This is a genomic window from Streptomyces spiroverticillatus, assembly GCA_014650415.1.
Classification (GTDB): domain Bacteria; phylum Actinomycetota; class Actinomycetes; order Streptomycetales; family Streptomycetaceae; genus Streptomyces; species Streptomyces spiroverticillatus.
Genome location: BMUX01000008.1, coordinates 63,102 through 86,268, shown reverse-complemented (window position 1 = coordinate 86,268; position 23,167 = coordinate 63,102). Strand labels below are relative to the sequence as shown.

The 23,167-nt window shown below is 72.4% G+C and carries 21 protein-coding genes; 8 read left to right on the top strand and 13 right to left on the bottom strand.

Translation table 11 applies throughout. The annotated features are described in order from the left end of the window. The 7 genes from IE269_RS22055 to IE269_RS22025 form a co-directional block, all read right to left on the bottom strand. Positions 1-702 (bottom strand): DUF3159 domain-containing protein, encoded by a 702-nt coding sequence (locus IE269_RS22055; protein WP_189824807.1) that lies wholly within the window; start codon positions 700-702, stop codon positions 1-3. A 91-nt stretch (positions 703-793) separates the two neighbouring features. Then, complete coding sequence (locus IE269_RS22050) at positions 794-2,716, bottom strand: S9 family peptidase (RefSeq protein WP_189824806.1); 1,923 nt, start codon at positions 2,714-2,716, stop codon at positions 794-796. Positions 2,717-3,117: 401 nt separating this feature from the next. Then, positions 3,118-3,747 carry a TetR/AcrR family transcriptional regulator gene (locus IE269_RS22045; protein ID WP_189824805.1) on the bottom strand — a complete coding sequence of 210 codons (630 nt, stop codon included), beginning with the start codon at positions 3,745-3,747 and terminating at the stop codon, positions 3,118-3,120. Positions 3,748-4,156: 409 nt separating this feature from the next. Beyond that, positions 4,157-4,606 carry an iron chaperone gene (locus tag IE269_RS22040; protein ID WP_189824804.1) on the bottom strand — a complete coding sequence of 150 codons (450 nt, stop codon included), beginning with the start codon at positions 4,604-4,606 and terminating at the stop codon, positions 4,157-4,159. Between the two features lie 126 nt (positions 4,607-4,732). Further along, the gene (locus IE269_RS22035) at positions 4,733-5,251 is read right to left on the bottom strand and encodes a P-loop nucleotide/nucleoside kinase family protein (protein WP_189824803.1); all 519 of its coding nucleotides are present in this window, start codon (positions 5,249-5,251) and stop codon (positions 4,733-4,735) included. Beyond that, positions 5,248-6,414, bottom strand: coding sequence for an RNA polymerase sigma factor (locus IE269_RS22030; protein ID WP_229898056.1), 1,167 nt, complete (start codon positions 6,412-6,414; stop codon positions 5,248-5,250). Before IE269_RS22030 ends, IE269_RS22035 begins: the two co-directional genes overlap by 4 nt. Beyond that, complete coding sequence (locus IE269_RS22025) at positions 6,411-6,818, bottom strand: YciI family protein (protein ID WP_189824802.1); 408 nt, start codon at positions 6,816-6,818, stop codon at positions 6,411-6,413. Before IE269_RS22025 ends, IE269_RS22030 begins: the two co-directional genes overlap by 4 nt. 201 nt (positions 6,819-7,019) lie before the next feature. On the opposite strand from IE269_RS22025, the gene IE269_RS22020 reads away from it, so the two are divergent. The 3 genes from IE269_RS22020 (at position 7,020) to IE269_RS22010 (ending at position 11,891) form a co-directional block, all read left to right on the top strand. Beyond that, on the top strand, positions 7,020-9,896 hold the full coding sequence (locus IE269_RS22020) for a DEAD/DEAH box helicase (RefSeq protein ID WP_189824801.1): 2,877 nt from the start codon (positions 7,020-7,022) through the stop codon (positions 9,894-9,896). After that, positions 9,896-11,173 carry an SWIM zinc finger family protein gene (locus tag IE269_RS22015; protein WP_189824800.1) on the top strand — a complete coding sequence of 426 codons (1,278 nt, stop codon included), beginning with the start codon at positions 9,896-9,898 and terminating at the stop codon, positions 11,171-11,173. The genes IE269_RS22020 and IE269_RS22015 overlap by 1 nt, the downstream gene beginning before the upstream one ends. Positions 11,174-11,237: 64 nt before the next feature. Beyond that, positions 11,238-11,891 (top strand): histidine phosphatase family protein, encoded by a 654-nt coding sequence (locus IE269_RS22010; RefSeq protein WP_189824799.1) that lies wholly within the window; start codon positions 11,238-11,240, stop codon positions 11,889-11,891. Between the two features lie 23 nt (positions 11,892-11,914). On the opposite strand, the gene IE269_RS43805 is transcribed toward IE269_RS22010, so the two are convergent. Then, on the bottom strand, positions 11,915-12,097 hold the full coding sequence (locus IE269_RS43805; protein WP_189824798.1) for a hypothetical protein: 183 nt from the start codon (positions 12,095-12,097) through the stop codon (positions 11,915-11,917). A gap of 122 nt (positions 12,098-12,219) precedes the next feature. On the opposite strand from IE269_RS43805, the gene IE269_RS22000 reads away from it, so the two are divergent. Next, positions 12,220-14,199 carry a transglycosylase domain-containing protein gene (locus IE269_RS22000; protein WP_189824797.1) on the top strand — a complete coding sequence of 660 codons (1,980 nt, stop codon included), beginning with the start codon at positions 12,220-12,222 and terminating at the stop codon, positions 14,197-14,199. Between the two features lie 98 nt (positions 14,200-14,297). Here IE269_RS22000 and IE269_RS21995 read toward each other — a convergent pair whose 3' ends face one another. Then, the gene (locus tag IE269_RS21995) at positions 14,298-14,606 is read right to left on the bottom strand and encodes a DUF6191 domain-containing protein (RefSeq protein ID WP_189824796.1); all 309 of its coding nucleotides are present in this window, start codon (positions 14,604-14,606) and stop codon (positions 14,298-14,300) included. A gap of 119 nt (positions 14,607-14,725) precedes the next feature. On the opposite strand from IE269_RS21995, the gene IE269_RS21990 reads away from it, so the two are divergent. Further along, positions 14,726-15,946, top strand: coding sequence for a sensor histidine kinase (locus IE269_RS21990; protein ID WP_229898055.1), 1,221 nt, complete (start codon positions 14,726-14,728; stop codon positions 15,944-15,946). After that, positions 15,946-16,578 (top strand): response regulator transcription factor, encoded by a 633-nt coding sequence (locus IE269_RS21985; protein WP_189825050.1) that lies wholly within the window; start codon positions 15,946-15,948, stop codon positions 16,576-16,578. Before IE269_RS21990 ends, IE269_RS21985 begins: the two co-directional genes overlap by 1 nt. 64 nt (positions 16,579-16,642) lie before the next feature. Here IE269_RS21985 and IE269_RS21980 read toward each other — a convergent pair whose 3' ends face one another. Further along, a complete protein-coding gene (locus IE269_RS21980; protein ID WP_189824795.1) occupies positions 16,643-17,479 on the bottom strand; it encodes a phosphotransferase in 837 nt (278 codons plus the stop codon). Between the two features lie 42 nt (positions 17,480-17,521). Continuing rightward, a complete protein-coding gene (locus tag IE269_RS21975) occupies positions 17,522-19,759 on the bottom strand; it encodes an MMPL family transporter (protein ID WP_189824794.1) in 2,238 nt (745 codons plus the stop codon). A gap of 245 nt (positions 19,760-20,004) precedes the next feature. On the opposite strand from IE269_RS21975, the gene IE269_RS21970 reads away from it, so the two are divergent. Both IE269_RS21970 and IE269_RS21965 read left to right on the top strand, forming a co-directional pair. Then, complete coding sequence (locus IE269_RS21970; RefSeq protein WP_189824793.1) at positions 20,005-21,342, top strand: sensor histidine kinase; 1,338 nt, start codon at positions 20,005-20,007, stop codon at positions 21,340-21,342. Further along, positions 21,339-22,028 carry a response regulator gene (locus IE269_RS21965; RefSeq protein ID WP_189824792.1) on the top strand — a complete coding sequence of 230 codons (690 nt, stop codon included), beginning with the start codon at positions 21,339-21,341 and terminating at the stop codon, positions 22,026-22,028. Before IE269_RS21970 ends, IE269_RS21965 begins: the two co-directional genes overlap by 4 nt. 7 nt (positions 22,029-22,035) lie before the next feature. Here IE269_RS21965 and IE269_RS21960 read toward each other — a convergent pair whose 3' ends face one another. Next, positions 22,036-22,482, bottom strand: coding sequence for a TIGR03618 family F420-dependent PPOX class oxidoreductase (locus IE269_RS21960; RefSeq protein ID WP_189824791.1), 447 nt, complete (start codon positions 22,480-22,482; stop codon positions 22,036-22,038). A gap of 57 nt (positions 22,483-22,539) precedes the next feature. Beyond that, positions 22,540-22,896 (bottom strand): STAS domain-containing protein, encoded by a 357-nt coding sequence (locus IE269_RS21955; RefSeq protein ID WP_189824790.1) that lies wholly within the window; start codon positions 22,894-22,896, stop codon positions 22,540-22,542. Between the last annotated feature and the right edge of the window lie 271 nt (positions 22,897-23,167).

Here is a 23,167-nt window from a genome sequence, read left to right as displayed (position 1 = left end):
TTACGGCGTGCTGGTCGGCGGCGGACCGGCCTGTGCCTGCGCCTTGAGCCGCTTGCCCGAGCGCCGGGCGGCCCAGACGACCACCAGGAGGGCCAGCGCGAGCAGCGGGTAGCCCATGGCGATCCTCGCGAAGGCCAGCCATCCCGTGGAGTCTTCCTCATAGAGCCACTGCTGGACCACGAACCTGGCCGCGAACACGCCGGTGAGTGCGAGCGTGGCGATGTCGTAGTACCGGACCGACGGCTTGTCCTTCAGCCAGGCGGTGCCCGTGCCGTTGAGCGCGCCCCAGACGATTCCGGCGAGGGGACGGCGTACGACGACGGAGAGGAGGAAGATTCCGGCGAACAGCAGGCTCGTCCAGATGCCGAGCAGGAAGTACCCCTTGGCCGAGCCGGTCTTCCAGGCGACGAACGAGGCGACCGCGACGCCGAACAGCCCCGAGAGGGCGGGCTGCAGGGGTTCCTTGCGGACCAGCCGCAGGACGGTGAGCACGATGCCCACGCCGACCGCGGTGGCGATGGCGGCCGTCAGGCCGAGGGAGGCGTTGGCGACCACGAAGGCCACGACCGGGAGCATCGTGTAGACCATGCCGGTGGCGCCGCCCATCTGCTCCAGGGCGGTGGGCTTGGCGGACTCGGTGGACTTGATGGACTCGGCGGACTTGGTGGTGCGGGGGTCGGTGGGACGTATGGGATCAGTCATCACGGGATCAACTCACTGAGTGGTGGGGGGAGTCCTGCATGTGCTGTCCTGCATGTGCTGTCCTGCATGTGCTGACGGACGCGCCTGTGTCTCAGGCCGTTCGGGTGCCCAGGTGCCGCGCGAGGAAGCTGTCGGCGGCCCGGTACATGTCGATGTTGTTCTCCGGGTTCACGAAGCCGTGTCCTTCGTCGTCCTTGACCATGTACGCGACCTCCACGCCCCGCGCCCGCAGCGCGTCGACGATCTGGTCGGACTCGGCCTTGGTGACGCGGACGTCGTTTCCGCCCTGGACGACCATGAGGGGCGTACGGATCGCGTCGACCCGGCTGAGCGGCGAGCGGGCCAGCAACTCCGCCTCCTGGGCCGGGTCTTCGGGATTGCCGGCGTACCGGTACCAGTTGTTGTACAGCGACGGCTTCACGAACTCCGGCACGTTGCGCAGGAAGGTGACCAGGTTGGAGATGCCGCAGAAGTCGATCGCGGCGGCGAACACGTCGGGGGTGAAGCTGACCCCGACCAGCGCCGCGTACCCGCCGTACGACCCGCCGAAGATCGCGACCCGGTCGCGGTCGGCGTACCCCTCGGCGACCGCCCAGTCGACGGCGTCGATCAGGTCGTCGTGCATCTTCCCTGCCAGTTCCCCGACGCCCGCCTGGAGGAAGGACTTCCCGTAGCCGGTCGAGCCCCGGAAGTTGACCTGGAGCACCGCGCAGCCGCGGTTGGCGAGCAGTTGGGCGGTGGGGTCGAAGCGGAGGCTGTCGCGGTGCCAGGGACCGCCGTGCACCAGCAGCACCAGAGGCAGGCCGCGCGGTTCGAGGCCGAGGGGCAGGGTGAGGTACGAGTGGAGGGCCAGCCCGTCGCGGGAGGTGATCGTGACGGGTGCCATGGGGGCGAGGGTGTCGGGGCCCAGTCCGGGCAGCGGCCGGAACAGGAAGCGGCTCTGGCCGGTGGAGTGGTCGTAGAAGTAGGTGACGCCGGGGTCGCGGGGGTGGCTGAAGCTGACCACCCAGCGCGTGCCGCTCAGGTCGCTGGACAGGGCGGCCACTTCCCCCTCGAACAACTTCTCCAACTGCGCCAGCACAGAGGCGAATTGAGGATCGACGGCGTGGATCGTCTGCCGTTCACCCAGGTAGCGGATGCCGAGGAGGTCCCCGGTGCGCCGGTCGAGGATCAGCGGGTCCGGCATGCCGGGGAAGACGCTGGAGCGGGTGTCGAGGTCGAACTCGGGGTGGCGGTCGACGTCGGTCCGCTTGCCGGTGGCCAGGTCGAGCCGGGCCAGGCCCAGCCGGTCGGTGCCGCCGTAGTCGGCGATCCACAGGCCGCGGCCGTCCGGGGTGGGGTGCAACGGGTTGACGCCCAAGGGGTGTTCGGCACCGTCGAAGGTGGTGACGGGGCGCAGGTTGTCGGTCCCGGCGTCCCACTGCGCGAAGTCGATGTCGCCGTCGGGCCGCCAGGTCTGGGCGTACAGGTCGCCGCCCGGTGTCACGAGGAGTCCGGTGAAGCGGCCCGGGTTCTGCGCCAGGACCGTCAACTCACCGCTCCGCACGTCGATTTCACACAGGTCGAACTCGACGGGGTTGCGGTGGTTGAGGTGCACGAGCACCTTGCCGGGCCGATCGGGGGAGGTCTCGCCGCCCACGGCGGTGGCGCCGGGGAAGGGGGTCAGGTCGAGGGCCTCCGCGTCCGGGTCGTCGAGGTCGACGCGGTACAGGTGCCAGTTCTCGTCACCGTCGCCGTCCTGTGCGTACAGGAGCCGGCGGGAGTCGTCGGTCCAGTGGAAGGTGTGCACGCTGCGGCGCTCGTCGGCGGTGACGCAGCGCGCGGGCTCGCCCGAGTCGAGGTCCTCCACCCAGACGTTGAGCCGGTCCCGCCAGGGGGCGAGGTAGGCGATGCGGGTGCCGTCGGGCGAGAGGGAGGCGGCGGCCCGGACGGGCGGCGCGAAGAACTCCTCGACGGCGAGCAATCGGGGCGGACCGTCGGCGCGGTCGAAGGTTTCGTACGGAACGGTGGACATGCGGACACTCCTTGTCGGACCTTGTCGGATTGCCGGGTGCCGAACTCTCCAACCTGCCTTTGCTCGGCGGGGGTTGTGGGTGCAGGCGCCAGTGCTGGTGCAGGCGCTGGTGCAGGCGCTGCAGAAATGTTCGGGGCGTTGGGCGCTGCGGGAACGCTCCGGTGGTTACGCGGAGGAAGCTGTGCGGCGATGACGTCGCCGGGGGCGTCCTGGCCGATACGTCACCGAGGCCGCCCCGGGCACCGCGTTCTGGGCAGCGACCCGGCCGGCCACACCAACGCGGTTGCCCCATCGGCACGCCGCCGGAGCCCGCGTCGCGGGGATCCTCACGGCGATCGCCTCGCCCGGGTCGCTCCGCACGCCGCCCCCCGCCCCGTCCCGGGCAGCCGCGCCCGTACCGCTCAGGCGACGGGATCTCCGACCGCGCCGCCCGTCGCCGTACGGATCGCATGGGCGAAACGTCTGGCGAGCTCCGGGAGGTCGCCGAACTCCGCGGGGTCGGTGCCTGCGAGGTAGGCCGCGCCGATGTGCTCGTCCAGCACTCTGATGACCGCTGCGGTGGACGCGGCGTGCAGCCGCACGTCCAGGTCGTCGGCCGGGCGGCCCAGCCGGTCGCCGATGATCGCGCGCATCTGCTGCTCCGTACGGTCGCAGGCCATCAGCCAGGCCGTCCGCAGCGCGGGCTCGGAGTCGGCGAGGCGGATCATCTTCATGGCCAGCATCTCGTCGGCCACGTCGACGGGTGCGCCCTCGCGGCGCAGCCGGTTGAGCTCCGCGGTGAGGTGGTCCTCCAGGGAGTGCTCCCGGGGCCAGGTGCGCAGCACGCTCAGCAGCGTGACGACGCCCTGCATGACGATCGGCTCGGCGCAGCTCTCCTTGCTGCGGAAGTGCCTCCAGATGGTGCGCGTGGACAGGCCCACCGCCTCGGCGATCTGATCGCCGCTGGTGCCGGCCACCCCGTGCTCCCAGAACAGGCGTGCCGCTTCGCGCGAGATCTCCAACCGCAGCCGCTCACGCCGCTGATCGCTCATCTTTCCGCCTGTGCTGCGCTGCGCGGTCACCACGCTCGTCCTCCCTCATCGGTCGACGTCACTCAACGACAGTACGTCACTTAGTGACACAGGACAAGGGGTGAGTGACCGCACGCGTTCGCTTACACGCGCACCTGCAGGTGCGCGCACCGCTCAGGAGCCCATGCCGATACTCAATGACCGACCGGCACCACGGCCTCCCCCGACTCCGGTACGCCCAGTCGCGCCGCGTCCTGCGGGGCGGCCCCCGTCCCGGCCGCCCTCACAGCCGTACGACTCCTCGGCCGGGATCCGTCACGACCCGTTCCCGTACGGAGGAACCTCCCGCTGCCCGACGATCCGCCCCCGCCGCTGACGCCCGCCGCGCAGGCCCTCGCCGCCCGCCGCGAGGGCCGCCTCCCGATCCGGGTCAGCTCAGCGCCCGCACCACCAGGTCCGTCAGGCGGGACTCCGCCGCCGGGGTCAGGGCGGTCAGCGCGTACGTGGTGGGCCACACGTCGCCGTCGTCCAGCGCGGCCTGGTCGCTGAAGCCGATGGTGGCGTAGCGGGCCTTGAACTTCGCCGCGCTCTGGAAGAAGCAGACCAGCTTGCCGTCCCGGTAGTACGCCGGCATCCCGTACCAGAGCTTGGGGGCCAGCTCGGGGGCGATCTTCTTGATGAGCTGGTGGAAGCCCTCGGCCAACACCCGGTCGGTGTCGGTGAGTTCGGCGATCTTCGCGACGACGTCCTGCTCGGCCAGGGCCTCCTTGTCCGCCTGCGAGCGGCGGCGCGAGTCCGCCTTCAGCTCGCGGGCGTGGTCCTTCATCGCGGCCCGCTCCTCGTCGCTGAATCCGTCGAAGGACTTGGCAGAGCTGGTCATGGTCACTCCGTAGTGTTCAGTGGCCCGGCGGGCCGTTCGCTGTGGTCACAGACTCCCCCGGAGCGACCCCCGCGCGCCTCCGTGGTGAGCACGGAATGCACTACGGAATGCGTCTGCGTACGAATCTCAGTTCTGCGTGAGTCCGGGCCAGCGCGCGGCGGCCCACTCCTCCCAACTCGCACTCCCGGCAGGCGGGTTGTCGACCGCCCGGCCGTCGGTCTCCGCCCGGTCCGGCTCCTCGAACAGCGCCCTCGCCTGCGCGAGCTCCGCGTCGCCGATGCGCAGGGCGGGCTCCCGGCGGCGGTCGATCCGCGCGCGCTGCGCCGCCGGTTCCACCGGCAGGTACACGAGGCGGAAGACCGCGCCCGCGGCCTCGGTCAGGCTGCGGACGGCGGAGCGTTCGTCGCGGGACCAGCAGCCGAAGTCCAGGACGACGTCGATGCCCAGGCGTACGGCTTCCAGGGCGAGCGCGAGCATGCGGCCCTCCAGGACGTCGCGCCGGCCGTTCACGTCGGGTGCGCCGAAGAGGGGGATCATCCACTCGTCGGGGGTGAGGCGCAACGCGCGCTGTTCGGCGGCCAGTTGGCGGGCGAGGGTGGTCTTGCCCGCGCCCGGCAGGCCGACCATGAGGTGGAGGGTGGTCATCCGCCGTTCTTTCCGGCCGCGTTGAGGCGGGCGGCCTGCCGGGTGAGGTGGTCGCGTTCGGCCAGGTTGGGGGCCTTGTGGGCGGCCTCCGCGTACAGCTCGGCCGCCGTGGTCAGGTCCCCGGCGCGCTCATGGAGGTGGGCCGCCGCGGCCGCGTACCGCGGAAGGGAGGGGTCCAGTTCGGCGAGGGCCTTCAGCCCGGCCTGCGGGCCGTCGGCCTCGCCCACGGCGACGGCACGGTTGAGACATACGACGGGATTGGCGGTGAGCCGGGCCAGCTCGTCGTACCACTCCACGATCTGCACCCAGTCGGTCTCCAGCGCCGTCTGCGCGTCGGCGTGCAGCGCGGCGACGGCAGCCTGTGCCTGGAACTCGCCCAGCCGGTCGCGGGCGAGCGCCGCCTGGAGGATGCGTACGCCCTCGGCAATCGCCGCGGTGTCCCACCGGCTGCGGTCCTGCTCGGCGAGCGGGACGAGGCTGCCGTCGGGTGCGGTACGGGAGTCCCGCCGGGCGTGGTGCAGCAGCATCAGGGCGAGCAGGCCCGCCGCCTCCGGGTGGTCGACGGAGGCGGCGAGCTGCCGGGTGAGGCGGATCGCCTCGGCGGCGAGGTCGAGTTCGCCGGAGTAGCCCTCGTTGAAGACCAGGTAGAGGACGCGCAGGACGGTGGCCACGTCGCCCGGCCGGTCCAGGCGCGTCCCCGAGACGGTCCGCTTGGCACGGCTGATGCGTTGCGCCATCGTCGCCTCCGGCACCAGGTACGCGGCGGCGATCTGCCGGGTGGTGAGCCCGCCGACGGCGCGCAGGGTGAGCGCGACCGCCGACGAGGGGGTGAGGGAGGGGTGCGCGCACAGGAAGTACAGCTGGAGGGTGTCGTCCGCGTCGGGCGCGGGGCCCTGCTCCGGCTCCTCCTCGGCGCGTTCCTCCCGCCGGCGGCGGGCCGCCTCGGAACGGGTCGCGTCGAGGAAGCGCCGCCAGGCGACGGTGACCAGCCACCCCTTCGCGTCGCGCGGCGGGTCGTCCGGCCAGGTCCGCACCGCTTCCAGCAGGGCTTCCTGTACGGCGTCCTCGGCCGCCGCGAAGTCGGCTCCGCGGCGGACGAGGGCGGCGAGCACACCGGGAATGAGGCCCCTCAGCAGGGCCTCGTCCAGGTCGGTGGCGCTCATTCGGTGACCGTGGGCGGCTCGGCCAGGAAGGGGCGCAGCTCCAGCCACTCGTGGAGGGGCTGCCCGCCGGCGCCGGGGGCTGCGGACAGCTCCCCCGCCAGCTCGACGGCGCGCTCGTAGCTGTCGACGTCGATGACCATCCAGCCCGCGATGAGGTCCTTGGTCTCGGCGAACGGCCCGTCGGTGACCGGCGGACGCCCCTCGCCGTCGTACCGCACCCAGGTGCCCTCAGGGGCGAGCGCCTGGCCGTCGACGAATTCGCCGCTCTTCTCCAGCCGGTCGGCGAAGTCCCGCATGTACTGCACGTGAGCGGTGATCTCCTCGGGCGTCCACTTGTCCATGGGAACGTCGTTCTCGCAGGCCGGGGCGCCGCGGTAGTGCTTGAGCATCAGGTACTTGGCCATGACGGTTCTCCTCGGTGCTGGTGCGGCTCTCGGTGGCCGCGTTCGTACCAGGGACGGAGCGGGACCCGGCTTCTCGACATCGTTCCGGCATCCTCCCCGAAAAACTTTTCACCGGTGCCCCGAACCGCACAACCCTCCCCGTGCGCCGCACGTCTCCCGGGTGTGGCAGTACGGGCGGAACGAAGCGAGGGGCAAGCACGCATGGTGTGGACGACAGGTGAGCAGGCGGACCTGCTGGCGCGGTACGCGGCAGTCTTCGAACCCGGCGACCCGGCCCGAACGGGCCTCCTGACCTTCTGGTCCCCGACCGGCACCGCGCTGCCTGACCTGCCGCTGGGCGAACCCGGCGAGTCACCGATGGCGGTACGGGACGGGGACACGGTGTCCGTACGCAAGGTCCCGGTGCTGCGCCTGCCGGTGGTGGAGGCGCTGCCGGTACTGGTCGCGGCGCGCCGGCTGTACGGGGAGGCCGCGGCCACTGCCGTGCACCCCGCCGCCGCCTTCTGGGGGGCCGTCGCCGGACTCGCACTGCAACTCGTCGCCCGGGAGAGGCTGTTGCCCGGGGTCTCCGACGGGGGCTACGACGCCTGGCGGGCCGGGCCGCTGGACCTCGCCGACGTACAGCAGATGCGTGCGCTGACCGCGGCCCTGCCCGCCGAGGCCCGTGCGGTCCCCGTGCCGGTGCCGGAGGGCGGACCCGTGCTGCTGCCGGACGCCGAGGATCTCGTACGGGACTTCCTCGCGGCGGTCGCGGACGCCCTGCCCCGCACCCCGGCGGCCGCGACGGCGGCCGGGCGGCTCGCCTTCGCCGCCGTCGAGCCCCAGCACGTACCGCAGCTCCGGGACTGGGCGCGGGAGTTGTCGGCGGGGGTCGATTCCGGCATCCGGATGGCGCTGCGGGTGGAGGTGGCCCCCGCACAGGACGACCGGGAGCCCGCACTGCTGCTGGTGCCGCACCTGTCCAGCCTCGCCGACCCCACCCTGGCCGCCGACGCCGCCGAGCTGTTCGCCGGGGCGGATGCCGCCGGGTTCGGGCCGCGCGCCCAGGCGGACACGGTGCTCGCGGTGCGGCGGGCCGCCGAGGCGTGGCCCCCGCTGGCGCGGCTGCTGCCGGTGCCGGGGGCGCTCACGCTCACCGGGCGGGAGCTCCAGGACCTGCTGGGCGACGCCTCGGCGCGGCTGCGCGCACAGGGCGTCGAGGTCCGGTGGCCGGAGGAGGCGTCCCGGGCGCTGACCGTGCGCGCGGTCGTCGGCGCGGACCGTACGCCCCCTTCCGACCTGCGCTCCTTCCTCGGCGGCGACGGCACGGTCGACCTGCGCTGGGCGCTGTCCCTGGACGGCGACCCGCTCACCGAAACCGAGACGGCCGCCGCCGTCGCCGCCGCTTCTCAGCCGCTGGTGCACCTGCGCGGGAGGTGGATCCTGGTCGACGCCGACACCGCGCGCCGGGCCCGGGACCGCGACCTCAAGCCGCTGACCGCCATCGAGGCGCTGAGCGTGGCCCTGACCGGTCGTACCGACATCGCCGGTACGCAGGTCACGGTGGCCCCCAGCGCCTGGCTGCTCGCCCTGCGCGAGCGTCTCGCCGATCCCGACGGCGGCACCGAGCCCCTGCGCCCGCCCGCCGCGCTGAACGCGACCCTGCGCGACTACCAGCTGCGCGGACTGCGCTGGCTGGACCGCATGACCTCGCTCGGCCTCGGCGGCTGCCTCGCCGACGACATGGGCCTGGGCAAGACCGTCCAGCTCATCTCCCTGCACCTGCTGCGCCAGGAACACCCGGACACCGCAGGCCCGACCCTCGTCGTGTGCCCGGCCTCTCTCCTCGGCAACTGGCAGCGCGAGATCAACCGCTTCGCGCCGGGCACGCCCGTGCACCGCTACCACGGCCCCGGGCGCACCCTCGAAGGCACCGGTTTCGTCCTGACCACGTACAGCACGATGCGCCTGGACGCCGGTCTCCTCGCCACGTACGGCTGGCGGATGGTCGTCGCCGACGAGGCCCAGCACGTCAAGAACCCGCACTCCGGCACCGCGAAGGCGCTGCGCGACATCCCCGCCGACGCGAAGATCGCCCTGTCCGGCACGCCGGTCGAGAACAACCTCTCCGAGCTGTGGTCCCTCCTCGACTGGACCACGCCCGGTCTCCTGGGCAGCCACGGCCACTTCCGCCGCCGCTGGATCGCCGCGATCGAGGCGGAACGCGCGGAGCGGGCGGAGTTCGGGCCGCCGGACGGGGAGAGCGGCGAGTACGGCGACACGGCCCAGCGCCTCGCCGAGCTGGTCCGCCCCTTCCTGCTGCGCCGCCGCAAGTCCGACCCGGGCATCGCGCCCGAGCTGCCGCCCAAGACCGAGACGGACCGCCCGGTCGCGCTCACCGCCGAACAGCAGGCGCTGTACGAGTCCCAGGTGCGCGAGGTGATGGGCCAGATCCGCTCCACGGAGGGCATCGCCCGCAGCGGCCTGGTCCTCAAGCTCCTCACGGGCCTCAAGCAGATCTGCAACCACCCCGCCCACTTCCTCAAGGAGACCGGGGACACCGCGCTGTCCGGCCGCTCCGGGAAGCTGGAGCTGCTCGACGAACTGCTCGACACCATCACCGCCGAGGACGGCGCAGCCCTGGTGTTCACCCAGTACGTCACCATGGCGCGACTCCTGGAGGCGCATCTGCGCGAACGCGGCGTGCCCACACTGCTGCTGCACGGCGGCACCCCGGTGCCGCGTCGCGAGGAGATGGTGCGCCGCTTCCAGGACGGCGAAGTCCCGGTCTTCCTGCTCTCCTTGAAGGCGGCGGGCACCGGCCTCAACCTCACCCGCGCCGACCACGTCGTGCACTACGACCGCTGGTGGAACCCCGCCGTGGAGGCCCAGGCCACCGACCGCGCCTACCGCATCGGCCAGACCCGACCCGTACAGGTCCACCGCATGATCACCGAGGGCACGGTCGAGGACCGCATCGCCGCCCTCCTCGAAGCCAAGAAGGGCCTCGCGGACGCGGTCCTGGGCTCCGGCGAGCAGGCCTTGTCGAACCTGACCAACGACGAACTGGCCAACCTGGTCGAGCTGAGGAGCGCCTGATGAGCGACGCAGACGCCTACGAAACGGCACACGCAGAGGCACATGACAACGCGCGGGGCTTCGCCGCCTTCCCCGCCCGCAAGGGCGCCCGCACCCGGGGCCAGACCTGGTGGGGCCAGGCCTGGACAGAGGCCGTGGAGGACACCTCCCTCAGCACGGAGGCCCTCAAGGCGGGCCGCTCCTACGCCCGTTCGGGCCGCCTCGGCCCGATCACGGTCAGCCCGGGCCGTATCACCGCCCACGCGTACGACGGCGAGACCTCCTTCACCACCTCGGTCACCTTCACGGAGCTGACCGAGGACGAGTGGGACCGCCTGTGGGAGCGCGTCACGGAACACCCCTCCGTCCTGTCGGACTTCCTCTCCGGCACTCTCTCCCCCGACCTCCTCGAAGCCTCCGAAGACGCCCGCGTACGACTCCTCCCCGGCTACGGGGACCTCGAAGGGGACTGCGGCTGCGACGAGTTCGAGGACCCGTGCTCGCACGCGGCGGCACTCTGCTACCAGGCGTCCTGGCTCCTGGACCAAGACCCCTCCCTGCTCCTCCTCGTCCGGGGACGGGACCTGCACCAGGCCCAGGACGACCTGAAGTCCGCCCTCCTCATGCAGGCACTGACCGGCGCGGACGACGAAGAAGACACCACACCGGCCCCACTCCCCGACGGCACCCCCGCCCAGGACGCCTACGCCACCACCCCGACCCCCCTGCCACCGCTCCCGCCCCTCCCCGGCCCCTCCGCCCGCCGATCGGAACCGGCGTCGGGCGGCATCGAGTCCGACCCCCTGGCCCCGCTCGTCGCCGACGCGGCGGCCCGGGCCCGGGAGCTCCTCGCCCACCTGCACGGCTTCCGCCCGTCGCCGCCCGTCCCCCTGGACGCCTGGCAGGACGCGGTACGGATCGCCGCCACGCACCCGGACCCACGGGCCGCCGCACGCCTCCGGGAGGCGTCCGACGCGCCCGAACGGTTCGACCGGGCGGTCCGGGCCTGGCAGTACGGCGGCCTCCTCGGCCTCGACATCCTGGAAACCCCCTGGACCCCGCCCCACCAGGACCTCGCCCGGGCCCGCACCACGCTCGCCGCGGACTGGGCGGAGGACGAACTGCCGCCCCTGGACCTCACGGACAACCGCCTGACCCTCACCGCCCGGGGCCTCCAGCTCCGCTACGGCCACGACGCCCGCTGGTACCCCTACCGCCTGGAGTCCGGCGAGTGGTGGCCGAGCGCCGCCCCTCACCAGGACCCGGCCGACGCACTGGCGGCGCTCCTGAATGACTGACACGGCCGCATGATGTGGGCGGGCCACCGCACGGCCCGCCCGCATCGCCACCCCGAGGAACCTCATGCGCACCCTGTACGTCGTCACCCATCCCGAAGCGACCCATCACGTCGAGGGCGTCGTCGGCGGCTGGCACGACTCGCACCTGACCCCTGCGGGGCTCCGCGCCGCCGACGCCATCGCCCGTGCGCTACGGGACCGGATCCCGGAGGACACCGAGGTCGAAGTCCACTCCTCGGACCTGCACCGCACCCGCGAGACGGCCGACGCGATCGCCGCACTGTTTCACGTGAAACCACACCTGGACCCCCGCCTGCGCGAGAAGTCCTACGGAGAGGCGGGAGGCCGCCCGCAGGAGTGGCTCGACCGCCGCTTCGTCCCGCCGCCGCCCACCGGCGAGCGGATGGACCACGACGAGGGCGTGCCGGGCTCCGAGACCAAACTCGCCTGGGCCCGCCGCCTCTACGAAGCCACGGACGCGATCCTGGCCGGCCCCTGCGCCCACCAGATCGTGGTGACCCACGGCGGCTCCATCACCTTCGTGATCGCTGCCTGGATCAAGGTGCCCCTCGCCTCGGCCGACCACGTCAGCTTCCGCGCCCCGTCCGGCAGCATCACCACGCTCCACGAGGACGACTTCTTCCACAACCGCCAACTGACCACCCTGGGCGACACCGCCCACCTCACCGGCAGCTCGACGTCGCAGCGTCGCAGCTGACGACGTGAAGCGGCGAAGGACTCTCAGACCGGGTCGCGCTCGGTGGGGTTGACGTCGAGGTGCAACCGGTGCGTGTCCGGCCACGGCTCGTCGCCGGGCAGCAGGACGATCGTCGGCTGCGCGCCGCCGAAGCCGGAGCGCGGACCGTACCGGGCGGGGCGGCCGGGGCCGGGCAGCTCGCCGCAGGTGTCGAACGTACCGCGCACACGCCGAACGGCCGTGTGAGAAAACGACCTTGGGAGACAACCGGATCGGGAAACGGAACATCTCCTCTCACAAGTCCGCACCGCGCCGGTGCGGGACCGTGAACGAGGAGCTGACCCCCCGCATGGCTCGACGCCCCATCCGCCTTCGTGTCCCGCGTGTCGACTACCCCCGCAAGGGCCGCAGCGGATGGCGCCGCTGGGTGCCCTCGTGGCGGCAGACGGGCGGCGGGGCACTGGCCGGGTGCGCGGCGCTGGCCGGGGCGTTCGTGGTGGTGTACGTGTCCGTGGAGATCCCGGACGAGAACGCCGAGGCCCGCCGGCAGGGCACCGTCTACTACTGGGCGGACAACAGCCAGATGGTGAGCGTCGGCGCGGTCAACCGGCAGAACGTCACCCTCGCCGACATACCCGACTCCGTGGAGCACGCGGTCGTCGCCGCCGAGAACGAGACCTTCTACGAGGACTCCGGAGTCTCCCTGAAGGGCATCGGCCGCGCCGCCCTGAGCATCGTCAAGGGGGGTGAAACCCAAGGCGGTTCGACGATCACGCAGCAGTACGTGAAGAACACATACCTCAGCCAGGAGCAGTCGGCGAAGCGGAAGGTGAGGGAGTTCTTCATCTCGCTGAAGCTGAGCAACCAGCGCAGCAAGGAGGAGATCCTCCAGGGGTACTTGAACACCAGTTGGTTCGGGCGCGGCGCCAACGGCATCCAGGCCGCCGCCCACGCGTACTACGGCATCCCCGCCAAGGACCTCAACCCCAGCCAGGCGGCCCTGCTCGCCGCACTGTTGAAGGGGGCGGAGGAGTACGACCCCGCGGGCGGCGGCGGCAATCACGCGCGGGCGGTCGAGCGCTGGAAGTGGATCCTGGACCGGCAGGTGGAGACCGGGGCGATGACCCGGGCCGAGCGGGACACGTACCAGGAGTTCCCGGAGCCCCGCAGGACCGCCAAGCCGACCAGTCTCGGCGGGCAGACCGGCTATCTGGTGGACATCGCCAACAAGTACGTGAAGAAACGGTCCGGCCTGACCGACAAGGACCTGGCCCGGGGCGGCTACAAGGTGCACACCACCTTCGACAAGGCGAAGGTACGGGCGCTGGAGCACGCGGTGCGCAAGGTCCGCGACCGCGACCTCGACCCGAAGAAGCGCGCGGAGGATCGGCACGTGGAGGTCGGCGCGGCGTCCGTGCGGGCGGACGGGGCGGTGGTGGCGGTGTACGGCGGGGCCGACGCGGTCACGCGCTTCGTGAACAACGCGGACACGGCGGGCGTGCCGGTGGGGTCCGCCTTCAAGCCGTTCGTCCTCGCGGCGGGCCTCCAGTACGACGACGCGGTCACCCTGGAGAGCGGCTTCGACCCCTCGGGGCGGCTGGTGAAGGTCGCCGTGGGCGGGGTGCCCGTGGGTACGCCGGGGGTGCGCGCCGACCGGGGCGCACGGCCCACTACCTTGTACGACGCCCTCCAGAAGCAGGGCAACGCCACCTACACCCAGCTCGCCAAGCACGTCGGGCTGGACAAGGTCAAGGAACTCGCGGTCCGGGCGGGCCTGCACGAATCGAGCCTGGCCCGCCTGGACAAGTCCTTTCCGCTGGGCACGTCCACGCCGAGCGCGGTGCGGATGGCGAACGCGTACACCGCCTTCTCCAACCGGGGCCTGCGGGCCGAACCGTACGCGGTGACCGGGGTGACCCGGGACGGCGAGGAGGTCGAGGGCTTCGAGAAGCCGGTGCCGCAGCGCGCGATGGACACCGAGGTGGCGAACAACGTCAACTCGGCGCTGAGCGCGGTCGCCTGGAACGCGCTGACCCGCGACCGCCAGCTCGAAGCGCTCTCCAGCCCGGACCTGCGCGCGATCTCGGCGGGCACGACGGGCGAGGGCGACCGGATGCGCTCGGCCTGGTTCGTCGGCCACGCGCAGGACACGACCACCGCCGTCACCATGTTCCGCACGAAGCCGGACACGCCCCAACTCCTGGGAATGCAGGGCGTGGGCGGCCCCGACTCGGGCCGCGGGAACGTCTTCCCGCAGCGCATCTGGACGGAGTACGTCACGGGCAGGGAGGACCCGTCCGGTGCGAAGCATCCCGTGGACGAAGGGTGAGGGGAAAGAGTGAGGGGCGACTGTCGCGGACAGCTGCGACCGTCGGCGGCATGACACTCACCGATCGGCGCCGGCCCCGCCCTGGGGCCGTCCGGCCGTCACCGCTTCCTGATGTGCGCGGTGCCCGAGTCGAGGTCGATGCCGGTCTTCTTCGGCGCACCGTCCTGTTCGTCGTCCCGCAGGACCAGCTGTATTCGGCGCTGCTCCAACTGCACCCGCTTGCTGGGGTGGATGAGGGCGTGCAGTTCCTCGGTGGCCGTCGCGCCCGCCCCGCGACTGCCGAAGCCGCTCTCCCGGAGCCGGCCCGGCAGCAGCCCTCGGCCCTGGGCCACCTGGGCGGCCTTCCGCAGGGCCGCCAGCAGGAACAGCGGCACCACGATCAGGAGCGCGAGGCCCGGGCCGGTCAATCAGCTGGTCATGCGGCGTGAACGCCTCGCCCCACGCGCGTGCTCCCGCCCCACGCACCCGGATGTCGCCCCCGAGGGCCACCGGCCGCCCGCCCCGACTCCCCGGCTACCGTGCTCACATGCGACCCACGACGGCCTGGCAGGCCATGGCCCAGCGCCCCTTGGGCTTTCTTACCTCGGCGTGGCCCTGGCGGTCCCTGGCCTATCTGGCGGCGGGCGTGCTCTTCGGGGCGGCCGTCGTCGCGGTGTTCGCCCTGGTGCTCGCGGCCGGGATCGCGCTGCTGACGGTGCTGGTCGGTGTCGCCGTCCTCGCCGGTCTGGTCCTGGCCTCGACCTGGGTGGCCTCGGCGGAGCGCCGCAGGCTGCGCCTGGTGGACCTCGACCCCGTGCCCGATCCGCACCGGCCCCCGGCCGAGGCCGGTCTCAGGGCCTGGGTGTCCCACCGACTCAAGGAGCCGGTGTCCTGGCGCGAGGTGGCGTTCACACTGGTCTCGGCCACCGCCCTGTGGTGGCTGGACCTGCTGGTGCTGGGGTTCTGCTTCGCTCTGCCCGGAGTGCTCTTCGAGGCGACGGACGCGGAGACCTGGCCCTGGACGGTCTTCGGCGCGTTCGTGCTGCTGGCCTCCCCGTACACGGTGACCTCCTGGGCAGGTGCGCGGGCCGCCATGACCCGCACCTTCCTCGCCCCGCGCGACCTGGAACTCCAGGAGGAACTACGGGAGGTCCGCGCCTCGCAGGCACGATTCCTCGACTCCTTCGACGCCGAACGAACCCGCATCGAACGCGACCTGCACGACGGCGCGCAGCAGCACCTCGTCTCCCTCGGAATGACCCTCGGCATGCTGCGCCTCGACACACCCGACGGCTCCCCGCAGGCCGAGCTCCTCACCCAGGCGGAAACCCAGCTCTCCACCGCGCACCAGGAGTTGCGGTCCCTCATCCGGGGCCTCAATCCGCCCGTCCTGGCCGACCACGGTCTCGTCGCCGCCGTCGAGGACTACGCGGGCCGTTTCCCGATACCCGTCACCGTCGACCTGTCGCTCCCCGGACGGCTGCCCCGCAAGCTGGAGTCGACCCTGTACTACCTGATCAACGAGGCCATGACGAACATCGCCAAGCACAGTGGTGCCACCAGCGCCCGGGTGCAAGGCCGTTACCATGCCGACGTGTTGATCCTCGACATCACCGACGACGGCCACGGCGGCGTGGACCCCGACGCGGGCACCGGCATCACCGGGCTCGCCGACCGGGTCTCGGCGCTCCAGGGCCGGATGCGGGTGTCGAGTCCGGTCGGTGGTCCCACCCTGCTGCACGTGGAGGTCCCTTGTCGCTTCGCCTGATCGTGGCGGATGACGCCGTCCTGCTGCGCGAGGGCCTGGTGGGGCTCTTGCAGCGGGTCGGGCACGAGGTGGTGGCGTCGGTCGGCGACGCGGACGCACTGGAGGCCGCCGTACGCGCCGAACGCCCCGACCTGGTCGTCACGGACGTCCGCATGCCGCCGACCCTGACGGACGACGGCCTCAAATCGGCGGTGCGGCTGCGCGAGGAGATGCCCGGCCTGCCCGTGCTCGTCCTGAGCCAGTACGTGGAACGGTCGTACGCGCTGGGCCTGTTGGACTCCGGCGGCGGCCAGGGCGTCGGCTATCTGCTCAAGGAGCGGGTGGGCGCGGTCGCCGACTTCATGAGCGCCGTCGACCGGATCGCCGCCGGTGGCACGGTCGTCGACCACGAAGTGATCCAGCAGCTCGTACGACTGCGGAAGGACCCCCTGGAGCGGCTCAGCCCCCGCGAGCGCGAGGTGCTCGGCCTGGTCGCGGAGGGCCGCTCCAACTCCACCATCGCCGCCCAGCTGTTCGTCAGCGACGCGGCCGTGAACAAGCATATCGGCAGCATCTTCACCAAGCTGGACCTCCCGGCGAACACCGAGGGCCACCGGCGCGTCCTGGCGGTGCTGGCGTTCCTACGCGCCTGACGCGGGGCCCGCCCGCAGCGGGGTTCCTGCGCGCCTGGCGCAGGAATCGCCCCCACGGGGGTTCCTACGCGCCCGACGCCGGACCCGCCCCGACCGCCGCCCGGACCCGCTCCAGCCACTCCCTGCCCATCCGCCGCCCGTCGGGGAACTGGTCGTTCCGGTCCCACCGCCACGCGGTGACCATCGCCGTCACCAGCACCCGGCACTCCCGCAGCAGGCCCGCGTCGGCCCCCGGGTACGCCGCACCGACCTCCTCGGGGGCGTGCGCGAGGTCGAACTCGACGGGCCCCCGGCAGCACGTCTCCAGGTCGATGAAGACGACACCGTCGCGCGTGTTCAGGACGTTCCCGGGGTGCGGTTCCCCGTGCAGCAGCTGCCCGGTCCCGGCGACGCGCCGGGCGGCACTCCGCAACGTATCCGCGAGCAACTGCCTGTCCACGTCGGCCAGTTCAGGGCTGAGCGCCCGGTCCTCCACGATCTGCACGGCCTCCGCGACCCGGTCCGTGCAGTGCGGCGCCGCCATGTCCACCGCCCGCATCCCGGCGTGCAGCCGCGCGAGCGCGTCGGCGTACGCGGCCGGGGCAACCGGCTCCCCCACGGACTCGTAGTACGTCCACAGGGTGACGACGAAGCCATCCTTCTCGTACGCCCGGGGCCCGACCCGAGGGTCGGGCGCGGCCACCGGGGCGCCGGCCGCCCGGAGCCGCTGCGCGAGGTCGACCTCGAACTCCGCGACCTGTTCGGCGACGGGCGCCACCCGGGCGAGCACGTCGCAGGGCAGCAGCCGCAGCGCGAGCTTGTTGGAGTCGTTGAGTACGGTCACGTCCTCGGCGTCCAGCCCCAGCGAGGCGGCGATCCCAACTGCCGCCTCCACGGCCCGTGTTCGCTGATCGGCCCGCATGTGCCCTCTTCTCCTCGCCGGTCGGCCCGCACACCGTAACCCTCAGCGGGAGACGGTCGCCTCTCCTTTCCCGTAGACCCCGGACCCCGGATGTACCGGCTCCGCTTCGGTCGTACGGTGTCGGGCGCGGCCGTCCTGGACCGGCGCCGGGCGCAGCGGCCACCACAGGGCGCGGCCGAGCAGAGCAGCGAGGGCGGGGACCACGACCAGCGCGAGGACCAGCGCGGAGAGCAGGATGCCGAGCGTCATCGCGAACGCGATCTGCGCGCTGCCCGGCGTGGCGGCGAGCGTCGCGAAGGAGCCCGCCAGGACCAGCCCTGCGGTGGCGACGGCCGGTGTCGTGTGCCGCAGGGCGCGGGCGACGGCGGTGCGGGCGGTTGTGGGCCGCCGCATCTCCTCCCGGATCCGGTCGGCGATCAGGATGTTGTAGTCGGTGCCCAGGGCGACGACGAAGAGGAAGAGCACCAGCGGCAGGGTGAAGTCCACGCCAGGTTCGCCCAGGGCGCGTTGGAAGAGCAGGGCGGCGGCGCCCAGGGTGGCGGCGAAGCCGGCGCCGACGGCGAGCATCAGGACCACGGGGGCCAGCAGGCTGCGCAGGAGCAGCAGCAGGATCAGCGTGATCAGGGCGGCGGCGACCGGGAAGACGATCCGGAGGTCGTGGCCGACGGCGGTCGCGACGTCGGCGAAGACCGCCGCCGTGCCGCCGACGACGGCGGTCGTCCCTGCGGGCGTGTGCCGGGCGGCTGCCTCGCGTATCGGACCAGAGACCAGGTCGCGGGCCTGTTGGCTCTGCGGGTCGGCGGTCGGGTAGAGGTCGATGCGGGCGGCTCGGCGGTCCTGGCTGAGGACGGTGGGTGCGGTCTTGCCGACGCCGTCGACCTCGGCGAGCGCGCGGGCGAGGCCGTGCAGCCGGGCGGGGGCGAGGGTGCTGCCGTCGTCGGCGGTGACGTACACGGACGTCGGGTCGGACACGCCCGCGGGGAGTGTGCGGGAGATCTCGGCGGCGGTGGCGGCGGCGCGGGTGGTGGATCCGGACGCGTCCCGTCCGTAGTCCATGCGGATGCCGATCAGTCCGGCGGAGAGCGCGGCGAGCAGGGCGGCGGAGGCGGCCAGCATCAACAGCGGCCGCCCGGTGACGAGTTCGCCGAAGCGGGCGGCCCGGCCCGCGACCGGCGTGCGCTTGAGGGCCTTGGACGGCCAGAACATTTTCCGCCCGGCGGCGGCCAGCAGCGCGGGCATCAGGGTGAGGCTGCCCAGGAGCATCACCAGGACGGCGACGGCGATCGCCGGGCCCATCGAGCGGAACTGGCCGAAGGTCGCCAGGCCGAGCGTGGCGAACGCGGCGACGATCGTCAGCGCCGCCGAGGTGATCGCGGTGCCCACCCGGCCTGAGACCTGCGCGGCCGCCTCGCGGGCGTCCTGCGTCGGCCTCTCCCGCAGGTGCTCCCGGTACCGGAAGAGGAGGAAGAGGAGGTAGTCGATGCCGATGCCGAGCAGGACGACGTTGATGAGCCCGGGGGTGCCAGCGTCGAGCTTGCGGCCGGAGAGCAGCGCGGCCCCGACGACGGCGCCCGCGGCCACTCCGCCGATCAGGGCGACCGCGAGCAGCGGCAGCACGGCCGCGAGGACGCTGCGGAAGGCCAGCACGTTGAGCAGGATGATCAGGACAGTGACGAGGATGCCGCCGACGGTGGTGGCGGTCTCGTGGTCGTCGGTCGTGTCGACCAGTTCGGCGAGGCCGCCGGTGAATCCGGTGCGCAGGCCCGCCTCGGCGAAGTGTCCACGGGCGTCGTCGCGGAAGGTGCGGTAGACGCCCTGCACGCCGGTGTCGGACGGGCTGCCCGTGAGCCGTACGGACAGCAGGGCGAAGCGGCCGTCGGGCGCGGTGGTCGCGGGGGCGACGGCGGGCGTCTGCGAGCGGTCGGGGACGAGAAACCTCGGCATGTCGTCCTCGACGGGCATCACCACCCGCCGCCCGCTCAACTCCTTCGCCCCCTGCTCGATGCGCTTGCGGTCGGCGGAGGCGAGGGGCTTGCCGTCCTCGCGGGCGACGAGGACGGTCACGAGCGTGGCATCGGGGTCCTCGCCGAACTTCTCCCGCGCGAGGTGCAGGGCGGCGGCCGAGTCGTAGGTACGGGGCAGGAAGTCGCCGGTGCTGTGCTGGGTGACGCGGGACATCAGGGTGGGGACCAGGGCGCTCAGCACGATGCCGAGCACGGCCCACAGGGCGATGACCTTCCAGGGGTGGCGGGTGGCGTACCCGGTCAGGGCGCGGATCACAAGGTCCTCCGGCGGACGGCTCGGGACGGGCGGCGGCCGGGGTTTCCCGGGCCGTTCCCAGACCATCAGCCGCTGCGGCCCCGGTCGTCGTGACACCGGACGATCCGGCACGGGGAGCAGGGTCCTGCCGGGGGCGGCCGCCTGGGACCGTGGTCCTACTCCCGCACTTGGCCTGGTCAGGGGCCGAGGGCGCACTGTGCGAGGCTGTGCCCGGGGCTGCGAGGCCGAATGCGGGGGGTACGTACATGCCGAGGAAGCGATCCGGGGACCCGGCCGACGGGCGAGAGCGGGCCGGCCACGAGGGTGCGGAGGCCAGGGACGGCGAGGCGGGGGGCACTGAGCGTGCCGAAGGCACGCAGAGCGCCAAGACAACCAGGCCCGAGCACACCGGGGTCACCGCCCGCACCGGCAGCACCGGCAGCGCGGCCAGCACCGAGGCCACCGACCAGCCGTGGTCCCGCAACGACGCTCTCGTGACCGGCGGGGCCTGTGTCCTGAACCTGCTCAGTTACGTGTTCTTCGACGACCCCGGCACCACCCACCGCGTGAACGCCGCCGGCTTCCTGCTCGTCGCCCTCGGTGCGCTGCCCCTCCTCGCCCGGCGGCGCAAACCGGTCCTCGCCTTCGCCGCCGCGCTGCTGCTCGACGCGGTGGCAGCCGTGACCGTACCGCTGCCGCATCACTTCGGGGCGGTCCTGGTGGTCGCCCTCTACACCGTCGCGCGGGCCCGCCCCGGGTGGACGACCGCGTGGGCGGCGTTCGCGACCGTGGTGGTGACACTCGCAAGCCAGAGCGGCGGCCGCGTACCGGAGTGGCAGCACCTCGTCTCCCCGCCCCTGACCGTCGCGCTCGTCGTCGGCACCGCGCTCGCGGTCAACCGCTGGCAGCGCGAGGTCGCCGCCAACCGGCAGCTCCTCGCCGACCGGGCCGTCGCCGAGGAACGCCGCCGCATCGCACGGGAGTTGCACGACATCGTGGCCCACCACCTTACCACCATGCAGCTCATGGCGGGCGGGGCCCGCGCCAACCTCGCCCGGCCCGAGGTGGCCCGCGAGGCCCTCGTCACCCTGGAGTCCTCGGGACGGCTCGCCCTCAATGAGATGCGCCAACTCCTGGACGTACTGCGCGCCGACGACGAGCCCGAGTCGACGCCCGCCCTGCCGCAGCCGGGCGTCGCCGACCTCCCCGCCCTGGTCGACGAGTCCCGCGCAGCTGGACTGCCGACCGAGTTCGCGACCGAAGGGCCGTCCCGCCCACTGCCGCCGACGGTCGCCCTGACGCTGTTCCGCGTCGTACAGGAGGCACTCACCAACACCCGCAAGCACGCCGGAGCTTCACGGGCGACCGTACGGCTGACGTACGGGAGCGAGTCGGTCGTCGTGGAGGTACGGGACGACGGCACGGGCGAGACGGCGCGCGACGGAGTGCCGGGCTACGGGCTCGTCGGGATGCGCGAGCGGGTCGCACTGCACGGCGGGAGCCTGAGCGCGGGCCCGCACCACGAGGGAGGATTCCACGTGTACGTCGAACTACCGGACGTGATCAATGATGTGACGACCTCTCAGCAGGAGCTGCACGAATGACCGAACCCACCCCGTCGCCGACACCCGTCACCGTCCTGATCGCGGACGACCAGCCGCTGGTCCGGCGTGGGCTCTCGCTGATCCTCTCCCCCGACCCCGGCTTCGAGGTGGTCGGCGAGGCCGAGGACGGGGCGCAGGCCGTCGCGCTCGCCCACCAACTGCGGCCGGACGTCGTCGTGATGGACATCCGGATGCCCGTCCTGGACGGCGTCGCCGCCACGGAACGGCTCGCCGCCGAGCTGCCCGGCTGCCGGGTGCTGGCGCTGAGCACCTTCGACATGGACGAGTACGTGGTGGGCGCGCTGCGCGCCGGGGCCCACGGCTTCCTGCCCAAGGACAGCTCCCCGGAGGACCTGGCGGCGGCGATCCGCACCGTGCACACGGGGGAGGCGGTCGTGGCCCCGCGCCTGCTCACCCGGCTGATCTCGACATACGTACGCGGACCGCACAGCGCACCGCCGCCGCCCCCGCGCACGGGTCACGACCTGCTCACCCCGCGCGAAGTGGAGGTGTGGCGTCTGATCGCCACCGGCCTGGACAACTCCGACATCTCCCGCACCCTGGGCCTCAGCCTCTCCACGGTCAAGAACCACATCACCAGCATCTTCGACAAGCTGGCCGTGCGGGACCGGGCCCAGGCGGTCATCGCGGCGTACGAATCGGGGCTGGTCGCCCCGGGAGGGTGAGGCGGGCTCAGGGGGCGGGTACGGGGCCGCCGGGGCGGAAGCGTTCGACGCCCACGATGTGGCGGACCTTGAGCGGGCGCACGATCACCGCGACGCGCTCCTCGCCGGGCATGGTCCACTCGAAGCGGTCGCTGCCCAGGTACTTCCGCGCCAGCCGGTCCATGTGGTCGTGCGCCTCCTGCCCCTCGACGAACCGCACCACCTCTCCGCTGATCTGGACGCGGTCGAAGGGGTTGTCGGCGTCTGCGTGGGAGAGGTAGACGCGGGGGTCGCGGCGGAGGTTCTCCTCCTTGACGCGGCCCACGGAGGTGTTGAAGGAGAGCTCGTTCTCGCCCTCCAGGTCCACCCACATCGGGCTCACCTGCGGTGCTCCGTCTGCGAACACCGTTCCGACGTACCAGATGTGAGGGGCTTCCAGTCGGGAGCGGACAGCTTCGTCGAACGTGGCAGTCATCCTCCGAGGCTAACAACCATGATCGCCGCGGCGCTCCGGGGCCCGCTCAGCCGGCCCTCACGACGCCAGCCCCGCCAGTGCCTCCTGCACCGTCGGGCGGAACGTGAAGACCTGGTCGAGGCCGACGATGCCGAAGACGTGGGCCAGGTCCGGCCGCAGCCCGGCCAGGAAGAGGCGGGAGCCGGTCTCGTTGGCCTGGTTGTAGGCCCTGATCAGCACCGTGATCCCGGTCGAGTCGCAGTAGGACAGCTCGGAGAGGTCGATCACCACGGGCGTTCTCGGCCCGAACGGCGTGTGCCGCAACGTGTCCGTGAGTTCGCTCGCGGTGTGGTGGTCCAGCTCTCCGGCCACAGTGAGGACCGTGGCGCCGGAGGCGTGGGCGGTTCGGGTGACGGTCAGAGCTGAGTTGTTCACCGGTTCTCCTGTGCGGGCACGACAAGGGGTGGGACAAAGGGCGGGACAAAGGGCGGGCAGAGCGAGGGCGCGGCGTCGTCGCTGACTCCCTTACCCGCATCGCCGGGAAGTACCGGGGGCCCAGCGTCCAACCCGGTCACCCCCACCGCCCTGCACCAGCGGTCAATGTTCGCAGTATCCTCACATCCTCCGGCCCGGTGTGCGGATTTCTCCTATGGTCCACAGTGAAGAAAGAGGGGTGTCCGGTGACGCACATCGAGGGTCCTGCCAC

Coding starts and splice junctions, on each gene's coding strand:
- IE269_RS22055 (WP_189824807.1), bottom strand. CDS start 702: ATGACTGATCCCATACGTCCCACCGACCCCCGCACCACCAAGTCCGCC.
- IE269_RS22050 (WP_189824806.1), bottom strand. CDS start 2,716: ATGTCCACCGTTCCGTACGAAACCTTCGACCGCGCCGACGGTCCGCCC.
- IE269_RS22045 (WP_189824805.1), bottom strand. CDS start 3,747: ATGAGCGATCAGCGGCGTGAGCGGCTGCGGTTGGAGATCTCGCGCGAA.
- IE269_RS22040 (WP_189824804.1), bottom strand. CDS start 4,606: ATGACCAGCTCTGCCAAGTCCTTCGACGGATTCAGCGACGAGGAGCGG.
- IE269_RS22035 (WP_189824803.1), bottom strand. CDS start 5,251: ATGACCACCCTCCACCTCATGGTCGGCCTGCCGGGCGCGGGCAAGACC.
- IE269_RS22030 (WP_229898056.1), bottom strand. CDS start 6,414: ATGAGCGCCACCGACCTGGACGAGGCCCTGCTGAGGGGCCTCATTCCC.
- IE269_RS22025 (WP_189824802.1), bottom strand. CDS start 6,818: ATGGCCAAGTACCTGATGCTCAAGCACTACCGCGGCGCCCCGGCCTGC.
- IE269_RS22020 (WP_189824801.1), top strand. CDS start 7,020: ATGGTGTGGACGACAGGTGAGCAGGCGGACCTGCTGGCGCGGTACGCG.
- IE269_RS22015 (WP_189824800.1), top strand. CDS start 9,896: ATGAGCGACGCAGACGCCTACGAAACGGCACACGCAGAGGCACATGAC.
- IE269_RS22010 (WP_189824799.1), top strand. CDS start 11,238: ATGCGCACCCTGTACGTCGTCACCCATCCCGAAGCGACCCATCACGTC.
- IE269_RS22000 (WP_189824797.1), top strand. CDS start 12,220: ATGGCTCGACGCCCCATCCGCCTTCGTGTCCCGCGTGTCGACTACCCC.
- IE269_RS21990 (WP_229898055.1), top strand. CDS start 14,726: ATGCGACCCACGACGGCCTGGCAGGCCATGGCCCAGCGCCCCTTGGGC.
- IE269_RS21980 (WP_189824795.1), bottom strand. CDS start 17,479: ATGCGGGCCGATCAGCGAACACGGGCCGTGGAGGCGGCAGTTGGGATC.
- IE269_RS21970 (WP_189824793.1), top strand. CDS start 20,005: ATGCCGAGGAAGCGATCCGGGGACCCGGCCGACGGGCGAGAGCGGGCC.
- IE269_RS21965 (WP_189824792.1), top strand. CDS start 21,339: ATGACCGAACCCACCCCGTCGCCGACACCCGTCACCGTCCTGATCGCG.
- IE269_RS21960 (WP_189824791.1), bottom strand. CDS start 22,482: ATGACTGCCACGTTCGACGAAGCTGTCCGCTCCCGACTGGAAGCCCCT.